Raw genomic sequence first — 11,907 nt, 5'->3', positions numbered from 1 at the left:
CGGGCCGCGCGAGGCGACCCGGAGCCCGAGTCCGGTTACTGCCCGCCCTTCTGGACGTAAGCGCGGACGAAGTCCTCGGCGTTCTCCTCCAGGACGTCGTCGATCTCATCCAGGATGGCGTCCACGTCCTCGCCGAGCTTTTCGCGGCGTTCCTGGCCGGCGGCCTCCGGACCCTGCTCTTCGTCGCCTTCGCCGCCGCCGTGCCGCTGAACCTTTTCCTGGGACATCTCGCCTCCCGGTGGTCGACCTCTCGGACCTCCCCCGCAGTGGGGACGTCCTGCTGTGAACACTACCCATCCGAACACCCGTTGGCCCACAGCCAGCCGGGGGTCTTTGCGATCTTCGCACCCGCCTGACGTGCACGTAACGTGGTCGCCCGCCGGTCCGGTCAGCCCTTGGTCAGCGAGTCGACCAGTTCCTCGGCGCTCGCAGCGGCCTCCAGCAGGGCACCGACGTGGGCCTTGGTACCCCGCAGGGGTTCCAACGTCGGGATGCGCACGAGCGATTCCCGGCCGAGGTCGAAGATGACCGAGTCCCAGGACGCCGCGGCCACCTCGGCCGGGTAGCGCTCCAGGCAGCGCCCGCGGAAGTAGGCGCGGGTGTCCTCCGGCGGCGTGGTCACCGCGTCGCGGACCTCGTCCTCGCTGACCAGGCGTTTCATCGAGCCGCGCGCGACCAGCCGGTTGTAGAGGCCCTTGTCCAGGCGCACGTCGGAGTACTGCAGGTCGATCATGTGCAGCCGCGGCGAGGCCCAGCCCAGGTTGTCGCGGTTGCGGTAGCTCTCCATCAACCGCAGCTTGGCCGGCCAGTCCAGCCGGTCCGAGCAGCTCATCGGGTCGGTGCTGAGCATGTCCAGCACCTCGCCCCAGGTGCTGAGCACGTCGCGCGCGGCGCGCTCGCCGTCGTGCTCGTCGAGGAACCGCGCGGCGCGCTCGTGGTAGGCGCGCTGCAGGTCCAGTCCGGTGAACCGGCGGCCGTCGGCGAGCTCCACGGTCTGCTTCAGCGTCGGGTCGTGGCTGATCAGGTGCACGGCCTGCACCGGATCGGCCAGCTTCAGGTCGTCGAAGCGCAGCCCGTTCTCGATCATGTCCAGCACCAGCGCCGCGGTGCCGAGCTTGAGGTAGGTGGAGGTCTCGGCGAGGTTGGCGTCACCGATGATGACGTGCAGCCGCCGGTACTTGTCGGCGTCGGCGTGCGGTTCGTCGCGGGTGTTGATGATGCCGCGCTTGAGGGTGGTCTCCAGGCCGACCTCGACCTCGATGTAGTCCGAGCGCTGGGAGAGCTGGAACCCCGGCTTCTCCCCCGCCTGCCCGAGGCCGACGCGACCCGATCCGCAGATCACCTGGCGCGAGGCGAAGAACGGCGTCAGACCGCCGATCACCGCGGTGAACGGGGTGGCGCGCGACATCAGGTAGTTCTCGTGGGTGCCGTAGCTGGCGCCCTTGCCGTCGACGTTGTTCTTGTACAGCTGGATCGGCGCGGTGCCGGGCACGCTGGCCGCCCGGATCGCCGCCTCCTCCATGACCCGCTCACCGGCCTTGTCCCAGATGACCGCGTCGCGCGGGTTGGTCACCTCCGGCGCGGAGTACTCCGGGTGCGCGTGGTCGACGTAGAGCCGCGCACCGTTGGTGAGGATGACGTTGGCCGCCCCGAGGTCGTCGCCGTCCGAACCGTTGGGCTGCTGCGCCGCCGCGCTCAGGTCGAAGCCGCGGGCGTCGCGAAGTGGCGATTCGACCTCGTAGTCCCAGCGGGCGCGCCTGGCCCGCGGGATGTCGGCCGCCGCCGCGTAGGCGAGCACGATGTGCGTGGAGGTCAGCACCGGGTTGGCGCTGGAATCGCCCGGCACGACGATGCCGTACTCCACCTCGGTTCCCATGATCCGCCGCATACCACGCAGCGTACGGGGTATCACCGACCGCGCGGAGTGCTGCGGGCCACAGGATGTCGAATCGTGGGAATCGCCGGCGTCACCGGTGCGTCGGATGTGCTGCGCCGGGCAGCTGCGACGATCGGGGCATGAAGGCCGACGAGGAGCAGGTGGCCGTGTACGACGCGCTCGGGCGTGTCGTGGGCAGCGCGTCCCGGAGCCGCATGCGCGCGGAAGGGCTCTGGCACGCAGCAACAGCAGTTCTCGTGCTCTCCCCCGACGGCGGGAGCATTTACGTGCACCGCCGCACCGACACCAAGGACGTCTTCCCCGGACTGCACGACTGCACGGCGGGCGGTGTCGTCGCAGCGGGCGAGGACCCGGACACCGCCGCGGAGCGCGAACTCGCCGAGGAGCTGGGCGTTCGCGGTGCGCCGGTGCGCTTCCTGTTCCGCTCCACCTTCGAGTCGGGTTCGGTGCGCTACCACGCCTTCGTCTACGAAGCACGCTGGGACGGCCCGATAGTCCATCAACCGGAAGAAGTAGCCGAAGGCTGGTGGATGCCCGTGTCCGAACTCCGCGAACGCCTGGACGACGACCAGTTCCCGTTCGTCCCCGACGGCCGCCAGTTCACCCGGGAGTGGCTCGCCCGTCCGTGAAACCACGCAAGTTCAATGGAAATCGAAGGTCCGATTTCCATTGAATTTCGATTCCCCCGGCGGGGAGGTCAGTGCCAGGGGAGTTCGGCCCTTTCGCCCCAGTAGGTGGCCGCGTCTCGGTGGAGGGTGTCGAGGGCGTGGATGTCGCGGTCGGTGAGTTCCACGTGGCAGGCCGCCAGGTTCGTCTCCAGCTGTTCGACGCTGGCCGGGCCGAGCAGCACCACGTCCGCCCAGGGCTGGCGCAGGACGTGCGCGATCGCCACCGCGTCCGGCGACACCCCGTGGCGCTCGGCGACCTCGGCCAGTTCGGGGGGCGGGTCGACCGCGAGGCGGCCGTTGGCCAGGGTTTCCTTGACCAGCACCCGCCAGCCGCCGGTGTGCGCTTCGGCCAGCGCCGGCCCGGCGGAGGGTTCCATCGAGTTCCAGGTGGACTGCACGGCCGAGAACAGCTGCCGCCCGCCCACCTCGATCTCCCAGGCGCGCTCGATGGTCGCCGCCTGCGCCGCACCGCTGGTGGAGAAGCCCAGGTGCACGCCGGAGTCGCGGATGCGGGCGAGCTCGTGCTGCAGCGCCATGTCGTCGAACAGCGGGCTGTTCGCGGTCAGCGAATGCACCTGGTACAGGTCGAGGCGGTCGCCCAGCAGCGTGCGGGTCTCCGCCCACTGCGTGCGCAGGCGCTCCAGCGAGTGCTCCTTGACCTCGTGCACCTCGGTCTCGATCCGCCACTGCGCGACGTAGGCGTACCCCCACTTGCTGGACACCGACACGTCGCCGTGGCCGCGCTCGCGCAACCACTCGGCGAGGAACTGCTCCGCGCTGCCGTAGGAGCGCGCGGTGTCCACCCACCGGATGCCGTTGGCGTAGGCGGCGTCGAGCACCCCGCGGGTGCGCTCCCGCATCGCCTGCGCGGTGCGCTGCTGGGGAAGCACGTCGGAACGGCCGACGTTGATGTAGGCGGGGCGCCCGAGCGCGGCCAGTCCGAGTCCGAGGCGCTGCACCGGTGTCTGCGCGGGGATCATGCCTGGAAACGTAACCGCTCCCGACGCCGGGCACAGCTCGGGGCCGCCACCTGGCGGATGGCGGCCCCGAGCCCGGCGCTTACAGGTACTGGCCCGTGTTGGTGGCCGTGTCTATCGCTCGACCGGATTCCTGGTTCTTCCCGCTGACCAGGGTGCGGATGTAGACGATCCGCTCGCCCTTCTTGCCGGAGATGCGGGCCCAGTCGTCCGGGTTGGTGGTGTTGGGCAGGTCCTCGTTCTCGGCGAACTCGTCGATGATGGCGTCCTGCAGGTGCTGCACCCGCAGACCCGGCTGCTTGGTCTCCAGCACCGACTTGATGGCCGCCTTCTTCGCCCGGTCCACGATGTTCTGGATCATCGCGCCCGAGTTGAAGTCCTTGAAGTACAGGACTTCCTTGTCCCCGTTGGCGTAGGTGACCTCCAGGAACCGGTTCTCGTCGGTCTCGGCGTACATCCGCTCGACCGTGGTCTGGATCATCGCCTCCACGCACGCCGACTTGTCCCCGCCGAACTCCTTGAGGTCCTCCTCGTGGATCGGCAGCTGCCCGGTCAGGTACTTGGAGAAGATGTCCTTCGCGGACTCCGCGTCCGGACGCTCGATCTTGATCTTCACGTCCAGCCGGCCCGGCCGCAGGATCGCCGGGTCGATCATGTCCTCGCGGTTGGAGGCGCCGATGACGATGACGTTCTCCAGGCCCTCGACACCGTCGATCTCGCTGAGCAGCTGCGGGACGATGGTGGTCTCCACGTCGGAGGACACACCGCTGCCGCGGGTCCGGAAGATCGAGTCCATCTCGTCGAAGAACACGATCACCGGGGTGCCCTCGGAGGCCTTCTCCCGCGCCCGCTGGAAGATCAGCCGGATGTGCCGCTCGGTCTCGCCGACGAACTTGTTGAGCAGCTCGGGGCCCTTGATGTTCAGGAAGTAGGACTTGGCCTGACCATCGTCGTCCCCGCGCGCGGCGGCGACCTGCTTGGCCAGCGAGTTGGCCACGGCCTTGGCGATCAGCGTCTTGCCGCAGCCCGGCGGGCCGTAGAGCAGCACGCCCTTGGGTGGCCGGAGCTGGTACTCGATGTAGAGGTCGGAGTGCAGGAACGGCAGTTCCACGGCGTCGCGGATCTGCTCGATCTGCCCGGACAGGCCACCGATGTCCTGGTAGCCGACGTCGGGCACCTCCTCGAGCACGAGGTCTTCGACCTCAGCCTTGGGCACCACGTCGTAGGCATACCCGGCTTTGCTGTCGACCAGCACCGAGTCGCCCGCCTTGAGCCCGGAGGCCGCCAGCGGCTCGGTCACCCACACCACGCGTTCCTCGTCGGTGTGGCCCAGGACCAGCGCGCGGGGGCTCTCCCCGGCACCGCTGGACAGGAGCTCCCGGAAGGTGCAGACCTCACCGGTTTGCTCGAACGCACCAGCCTCCACCACGGTCAGTGCCTCGTTGAGGCGCACTGACTGGCCCAGTCTCAGTTCCTCCGTCTCGACGTTGGGTGACACCGCCACCCGCATCTTGCGACCAGACGTGAACACGTCGACCGTTCCGTCCTCGAAGCGGTTGAGGAACACCCCGTACCCGCTGGGGGGCTGGGCGAGTCGGTCGACTTCTTCGCGCAGCGCCATCAGCTGGCCCCGCGCTTCCTTCAGGGTCTCGGTGAGCTTGCCGTTCCGTTCGGTGAGCTGACTCACTCTCTCGGATGCCTCGGCCAGCCGCTTTTCCAGCAATCGGACCTGTTGGGGCGACTCGTTGAGCCTGCGGCGCAGCAGTGCAACCTCGTCCTCCAGGAGACGGATCTGGCTGCGGAGTTCTGCAGTGCCACCGCTGTACTGCTCGCCGCCCTCCTCTGGCCGGCTGCCGGGACGGTCGTGCTGCATGTCGGCACCCTCCTCCCGTGCTCGTACCACCACGGTACCGGCGATCACCGACGACGGCGGCGTCGTGAATGTCCGCCGGATCGCCCAGCGTGCCACAAAAATCCGCGAATACCCACGAAGTGGAGCAGGTTGGTGCCAGTGGGTCGGCGGTGAGCTGATCGGGACGGACACGGTGCGTCGACGATCATGGTCCGATCGATACGTTGCGCAGCGGCCCGCGCGGTGCCCGAGGCCCCCCACCAGCACCGGTTTTCCGTTGCACCGCACGGATCGCGCCCGCCGACCGGCATCCGGGTTAACGACTCCGGCAACCGGGTGGCGTTACCCCGGGGGCCCGGTCGGAACACCGTGAACTTCTCCCATCATTTGGAACAACCGGCATCTCCGGCCACTTCCCACCGGTGAGGCGCCCATGACGATTCGGCGCCGAAAAGTCCACTCCGTGCACGTCGCGCTGCGCGCTCTGATCTACTTACGGCCGCCGCGCAGACGGCCAGCAGCACGACGCAGACCTCCGGGGAGGAGTCCATGACCTATCCGCCGCAGCAGCCTGGACAGGGCGGGTGGGGCCAGCAGCAACCCGCGGGCAACGGGTTCCCGCCGCAGGGACCTTCGGAAACCCCGCAGCAGCAGCCCGCCTTCTACGGCAACCAGCACACCGGCTGGGGCCAGCAGGGGCCGGATCAGCAGCAGCAGGCGCCCATGCCCCCGCAGTGGGGCAGCGAGTTCGGCCCCGGTTCCTGGCTCCAGGAGCCCAACGGTTTCGCCGACGTCGAACCACCGCAGAAGAAGAAGTCGAAGCTGCCGCTGATCCTCGGCCTGGTCGGGGTGCTCGTCGTCCTCGCCGGCGGCGTCGTCGGCGCGTACTTCTGGCTGGCCAGCGGGCCGGGCGAGGCCAAGCCGGTCGCCCAGGAGCTCGTGACCAAGGTCAACGCCCACGACTTCAAGAGCGTCCGCGGACTGCTGTGCGAGTCCAACAAGGCCGAGCTCAACCAGGCCCTGGACCAGCTCGAGCAGTGGAAGTTCAAGGTCGAGCTCGGCCAGGTCACGGAGCGTGGCGAATCGGCCACCGCGAAGCTGACCGGCACCTACGACGCCGAGGGCAAGACCCACCCGGTCGACCAGACCATGACGCTCAAGGTCGAAGACGGCGAGTGGAAGATCTGCCAGCTCGACCAGTGATCTCACAACCGAACAAATCGAACGAGGGGGACAAGACGTGACGTACCCACCGCAGCAACCCGGCCAGGGTGGCTGGGGCCAGCAGCCGGGCGGCCAGTACCCGCCCAGCGGTCCCCAGCCCGGCGGCCAGTACCCGCAGCAGCCGGGTCAGCCGCAGCCAGGCGGCCAGTACCCGCCGAGCGGCCCGCAGCAGGGCTTCGGCCAGCAGCCGGGCGGCCAGTTCCCGCCCAGCGGCCCCCAGCAGCAGGCGGGCTTCGGTGGCCAGCCCCCGTACCCGCCGACCTCGCCGTACGGCCAGCAGGGCTTCGAGCCGCCGAAGAAGAAGTCCCCCCTCCCCTGGATCCTCGGCGGCGTGGGCGGCCTCCTGGTGATCGGCCTGGTCATCGTCCTGGTCGTGGTCTTCACCGGCGGCCCCGGCGACCCGCGCAACACTGCGCAGGCAGGTATCGACGCGATCAACGCGAAGGACTTCGCGACGCTCCAGACGATGGCTTGCCAGAAGGACAAGGAGCAGTTCCAGGAGATCATCGACACCATGGAGGGCAAGGGCGGCCAGCTCGGCGATCTCAAGGAGCTGGGCATGTCCGACGCCGACGTCAAGAAGATGATCGACGGCCTGAAGTTCGAGATGACCTTGGGCGAGGTCAAGGAGAACGGCGACAACACCGCGACCGCCAAGGTCAACGGCAAGATGACCTTCAACATGGAGCTCATGGGCCGGCAGATCAACGAGTCCCAGCCGATCGACGAAGAGTTCAAGATGGTCGTCGAGAACGGCGAGTGGAAGCTCTGCTGACAGCCACCCGATCAACAGAACGGCCCGCCCCGGAAATCCGGGACGGGCCGTTTTGCTTTGGGTTTTCAGCCCTTGCTGGGGCGGCGTTGGACTCGGGGTGGGGTTACGTCGTCCGCGAGGCGGCGGGTGACGAGGAGGAATGCCGTGTGGGCGACCATCCGGTGTTCCGGGCGGACCGCCATGCCGACCACGTGCCAGGGGCGGATGAGGGTTTCCCAGGCCTGGGGCTCGGTCCAGTTCTGCTGTTCGCGGATCGCTTCGGTGACGCGGGAGAGCTGGGTCGTGGTCGCCACGTACACCACCAGGACGCCACCGGGGACCAGCTTCTCGTGGACCTTGTCCAGGACCTCCCACGGGGCGAGCATGTCCAGCACCACGCGGTCGACCTGCTCGCCGTCGTAGTCCTTGAGGTCGCCCAGGGTCAGCGTCCAGTTGTCCGGCTTCTCGCCGAAGAAGCGCTTCACGTTGCGCTCGGCGTGCTCGAGGTGGTCCTCGCGGACCTCGTAGGAGGTCACGCTGCCCTCGGAGCCGACCGCGCGCAGCAGCGAGCAGCTCAACGCGCCCGAGCCCGCTCCGGCCTCCAGCACCCGCGCGCCCGGGCGGATGTCGCCCCACATCAGGATCTGGGCGGCGTCCTTGGGGTAGATGACCTGGGCGCCGCGCGGCATGGACAGCACGTAGTCGGACAGCAGCGGGCGCAGGGCCAGGAACGACGTGCCGCCGGCCGAGGTCACCACCGATCCCTCGGGCTTGCCGAGCAGGTCGTCGTGCGCCAACGCGCCGCGGTGCGTGTGGTACTCCCCTCCCGGCTCCAGCACGACCGTGTACTTCCGCCCCTTGGGGTCGGTCAACTGCACCCGGTCTCCGGGCCGAAACTCACCGCTGACGGTGCTGCTCAACTGCTGCCTACCTTCTCGCCGCTGGTACAGCACACCATCGTCGCAGAGGGTCGGACGACCTCGAGGAGCGGCTTCCGGCGCTCCGTTTCCGCTGGTCAAGTGTCGTGAGCATTTTGGGGCGCTATGGCACCTCAAAGTGCTCACGACCCGCCACCAGCGGAAACGGGCGCGCGGTTCTCAGTTGCGGCGGGCGCGCAGTGCGGCTCGGAGGTCTTCGCGGCGGAGGACGCCGCTGGGGCGGCCTTCCTCGTCGATCACCAGGAACTGCCAGGCCAGGACCGTCTGCACGCGCTCCAGGATCGCCTCCGGCGACTCGCTGTCGAGCAGGATCGTGTCCGGGTCGACCGGTTCGGCCGCGCGTTCGGCGGGCTCGTTCGGCGCGTGGGTGGCCAACCGCTCGGCCGCGGTCTGGTCCAGCAGGCCCACCGCGATGCCGTCCGCGCGCACCAGCACCACTCCGCGGCCGGCCGCGGCCACCAGCGCATCGCCCACCGGGCTCTCCGCCGGGAGCTGCAGGACCGGGCGCACCAGGTCGCTCAGCGCCAGCCCGGGCGGCCAGCTCGTGCGCTGCTCCGCGGTCCGCTCGGCGTTGGCCCCCGCCACCACGAACCACGCCATCAGCAGGCACACGCCCAGTCGCAGCCACTCGTCCTGCGCGTCCTGGATCAGGCCCACCAGCGCCCAGATGATCAGCGCCGCCGCCACCACTCCCGCCCCGATCACGCCGGCCGTGGTGCCGACGCTGCGCCTGCCGGTGACCCGCCAGGTCAGCGCGCGCAGCATCCGCCCGCCGTCCAGCGGCAGGCCGGGCAGCAGGTTGAACACCGCGACCGCGAGGTTCGCCACGCAGGTCTGCACCACCAGCAGCCAGATCGCCCCGCCCGGCACCATCGCGAACCAGCCGATGCCGGTGGCCACCGCCAGCACCAGCGACACCGCTGGTCCCGCGGCCGCGATCAGCCCCTCCTGGGTGGGCTTGGGCGGCGTTCTGGAGATCTCGGTCAGGCCGCCGAGCAGGAACAACCGGACCCTGCGCACCGGCAGACCGAGCCGCAGGGCGACCAGGCAGTGCCCCAGTTCGTGGAGCAGCACCGAGACCGCGAGGAACACCGTGAACACCGCGGCGAGCACCGCGCTCTCCCACACGCCCGCGCCCGGCAGGATCCTGCCCACCAGCGGCGTGTAGAGCAGCACGATCAGCGCCGCGCCCAGCCACCAGGACGGGGACAGCATCACGGGCACCCCGGCGACCCGGCACAGCAGCAACCCACCGTCGTTGAGCTTCGGCCGGGCAGGCGGGGATGCGGTCGGTGGCATGCGCGCAGGGTAGTACCCCCGCTGTGAGGCGGATGTCATCCGCACTTGCCTGATCGCGTGTCGGACGGCTCGATTAGGGTTCCTGCCCATGGCGGAACCGGTGGGAACAGCAGCAAGCGGCGCGGTCCAGGAGCGCGGGACCAGACGTCCGGCCCTGTCGCCGTCGCGCGCCAGCGATTTCAAGCAGTGCCCGCTGCTGTACCGCTTCCGCGCGGTCGACCGGCTGCCGGAGACCCCGACCAGGGCGCAGGTGCGCGGCACCGTGGTGCACTCGGTGCTGGAGCGGCTGTACGCGCTGCCGACCGAGCAGCGCGACCCGGAGCAGGCGCGTGCGCTGCTCGAACCGGCCTGGGCCGAGCTGCAGGAGCAGCAGCCGGAACTGGCCGAGCTGTTCGACGGGCCGGACGACCCCGAGCTGGCGAGCTGGCTCAAATCGGCGACCTCGCTGCTGGACGCCTACTTCGAGCTGGAAGACCCGCAGCGGCTGGAGCCGGAGGCCTGCGAGCTGCGGGTGGAGACCGAGCTGGACTCCGGGGTGCTGCTGCGCGGGTTCATCGACCGGGTCGACGTCGCGCCGACCGGCGAGATCCGGCTGGTCGACTACAAGACCGGCGCCGCGCCGCGGGAGATCGGCGAGGCCAAGGCGATGTTCCAGATGAAGTTCTACGCCTTGGTGCTGTGGCGCACCCGCGGTGAGATCCCGCGCCAGCTGCTGCTGATGTACCTGGCCAGCAAGCAGCGCCTGGCCTACGCGCCGGACGAGACCGAGCTGCGCCGCTTCGAGCGGACGCTGGAGGCGATCTGGCAGGCGATCCTGCGCGCGGGCAAGACCGGCGACTTCCGCCCGAACCCGAGCCGCCTGTGCGACTACTGCGATCACAAGCCGCTCTGCCCGGCCTTCGGCGGAACTCCCCCGCCCTACCCCGGCTGGCCGGAACCGAACCCGGGCGACGAGTCCGTCCTCGACCGCACCGACTGACCCCCGGTTCCGCCGTCCCAACGCAAATTCCATTGAAATCGGATGCCCGATTTCAATGGAATTTTGATCCTGGTCGATGACCGCAGCCGCGACGACCGAGCACGACGACCTGCCAAGGGGCCGCCAAGCGCCGGCAGGCGCTTTCGGGCCCACCCTCGCAACTCGCACCGCCGCGGGTTCTCAGACGTCGCCTGGCGAGGACAGCCCGTTAGCCGTGTATTGGACATACATAAAAACGGGATCCCGCAGCCAGGCGGCGTCTGAGGTTCCGCCACCCGCACCGCCACGCAAAACGAGCCTGGAAAACCTCAATGGAATTTGCGGGTGGATCAGTCCTCGTAGGGGTCGTAGTTGGCTGCCGTGCCGTAGTCGCCGGCCTGGGTTTGGTCGATGACCGCGAAGCGGGCTCCGGTGGGGTCCCGCAGGACCGAGACCCGGCCGATGCTGGAGTCGTAGGGGTCCACCCGGACCCGGCCGCCCAGGCCGATCGCCTTGCGGACCAGCTCGTCGGTGCCGACGTTCTCGTCCACCCCGAGGTAGAGCAGCCAGTGCGGGTGGGTGCTCTCGGTGATGTGCTCGCGGATCATGCTCACCCTGGCCAGCACGGATTCGTCGCCGAGGTACCAGACCGAGTAGTCCGAGCGGTTCTCGGTGCCGAACTTCTCCGCGGTGTAGCCGAAGAGCTCCTGGAAGAAGTGGTCCGCGGTCTGCGCCTTGATGGTGACCAGCTCGGCCCACATCAGGGTGCCGGGCAGCCCGACGTCGAACTGCCAGGACTCCTCGGGTTGCAGCAGGCCGAACTCGGCGTCGGCGGGCCCCACCAGCGCCGCCTTGGTGCCCAGGTCCGGAACGTGGTTGATCGGCACCGTCAGCACTGCGCCGAGTTCCTGCGCGTGCGCGGCGGTCTGCTCGCAGTCCGCCGCGGCGAGGTACAGGCGCCACGTGGACTGGTCACCGGAGGCGGCGCGCAGGCTCGCCACCGGGAAGCCCTCGCGCAGCGCGATCACGTGCTCGCCGGAGACCGGATCCGTGTGCGTGCGGTACTCCCAGTCGAACAGGCCCGCGTAGAACTCACGGGCCCGGTCCAGGTCCGTGGTGATCAGCTCTATCCAGCAGGGCATCCCCTCGTACAGCTCCCACCGAGGCGGGGTCTTGCCCGGTACCACGACGGCCATTCGATTCACCCCCACCGTCTCGTCCAAGATCGTTCGCCCGGTTCATTATCCGCGTTCGACGCGCGGACTTGATCAGCGCCCGGATCGGAGGGGGTTGCGATCCGGCGACACGAACGGACAAACAGGACGAAACGTGGGGGGGGG

The 11,907-nt window shown here is 69.2% G+C and carries 11 protein-coding genes; 4 read left to right on the top strand and 7 right to left on the bottom strand.

What is annotated here, in order from left to right:
* Positions 1–35: 35 nt before the first annotated feature.
* Together OU415_RS31405 and dop are read right to left on the bottom strand one after the other, a co-directional pair.
* Positions 36–227: a ubiquitin-like protein Pup gene (locus OU415_RS31405; RefSeq protein ID WP_010310552.1), complete on the bottom strand. Its 192-nt coding sequence runs from the start codon at positions 225–227 to the stop codon at positions 36–38.
* Between the two features lie 161 nt (positions 228–388).
* Entirely contained in the window at positions 389–1,888 is a 1,500-nt protein-coding gene (gene dop, locus OU415_RS31400) for a depupylase/deamidase Dop (RefSeq protein WP_270953097.1), read from the bottom strand.
* 128 nt (positions 1,889–2,016) lie between these two features.
* On the opposite strand from dop, the gene OU415_RS31395 reads away from it, so the two are divergent.
* Positions 2,017–2,526, top strand: coding sequence for an NUDIX hydrolase (locus tag OU415_RS31395; protein WP_270953096.1), 510 nt, complete (start codon positions 2,017–2,019; stop codon positions 2,524–2,526).
* A 68-nt stretch (positions 2,527–2,594) separates the two neighbouring features.
* Here OU415_RS31395 and OU415_RS31390 read toward each other — a convergent pair whose 3' ends face one another.
* Both OU415_RS31390 and arc read right to left on the bottom strand, forming a co-directional pair.
* Entirely contained in the window at positions 2,595–3,545 is a 951-nt protein-coding gene (locus OU415_RS31390) for an aldo/keto reductase (protein ID WP_270953095.1), read from the bottom strand.
* 79 nt (positions 3,546–3,624) lie between these two features.
* A complete protein-coding gene (gene arc / locus OU415_RS31385; protein ID WP_270953093.1) occupies positions 3,625–5,415 on the bottom strand; it encodes a proteasome ATPase in 1,791 nt (596 codons plus the stop codon).
* Between the two features lie 528 nt (positions 5,416–5,943).
* Here arc and OU415_RS31380 point away from each other — a divergent pair.
* Both OU415_RS31380 and OU415_RS31375 read left to right on the top strand, forming a co-directional pair.
* Positions 5,944–6,597: an Rv0361 family membrane protein gene (locus OU415_RS31380; protein ID WP_270953092.1), complete on the top strand. Its 654-nt coding sequence runs from the start codon at positions 5,944–5,946 to the stop codon at positions 6,595–6,597.
* Between the two features lie 37 nt (positions 6,598–6,634).
* Positions 6,635–7,393: an Rv0361 family membrane protein gene (locus OU415_RS31375; RefSeq protein WP_270953091.1), complete on the top strand. Its 759-nt coding sequence runs from the start codon at positions 6,635–6,637 to the stop codon at positions 7,391–7,393.
* A 65-nt stretch (positions 7,394–7,458) separates the two neighbouring features.
* Here OU415_RS31375 and OU415_RS31370 read toward each other — a convergent pair whose 3' ends face one another.
* A complete protein-coding gene (locus OU415_RS31370; protein WP_270953089.1) occupies positions 7,459–8,292 on the bottom strand; it encodes a tRNA (adenine-N1)-methyltransferase in 834 nt (277 codons plus the stop codon).
* A gap of 177 nt (positions 8,293–8,469) precedes the next feature.
* On the bottom strand, positions 8,470–9,609 hold the full coding sequence (locus OU415_RS31365; RefSeq protein WP_270953087.1) for a site-2 protease family protein: 1,140 nt from the start codon (positions 9,607–9,609) through the stop codon (positions 8,470–8,472).
* Between the two features lie 88 nt (positions 9,610–9,697).
* On the opposite strand from OU415_RS31365, the gene OU415_RS31360 reads away from it, so the two are divergent.
* Positions 9,698–10,588 carry a RecB family exonuclease gene (locus OU415_RS31360; protein WP_270953085.1) on the top strand — a complete coding sequence of 297 codons (891 nt, stop codon included), beginning with the start codon at positions 9,698–9,700 and terminating at the stop codon, positions 10,586–10,588.
* A 329-nt stretch (positions 10,589–10,917) separates the two neighbouring features.
* On the opposite strand, the gene OU415_RS31355 is transcribed toward OU415_RS31360, so the two are convergent.
* Positions 10,918–11,763, bottom strand: a complete 846-nt coding sequence (locus OU415_RS31355; protein ID WP_270953084.1) for a VOC family protein — start codon at positions 11,761–11,763, stop codon at positions 10,918–10,920.
* Between the last annotated feature and the right edge of the window lie 144 nt (positions 11,764–11,907).

The sequence above is a fragment of the Saccharopolyspora oryzae genome (genome assembly GCF_027853915.1).
Classification (GTDB): Bacteria; Actinomycetota; Actinomycetes; order Mycobacteriales; family Pseudonocardiaceae; genus Saccharopolyspora; species Saccharopolyspora oryzae.
This window is presented reverse-complemented; position numbering and strand designations above follow the sequence as displayed.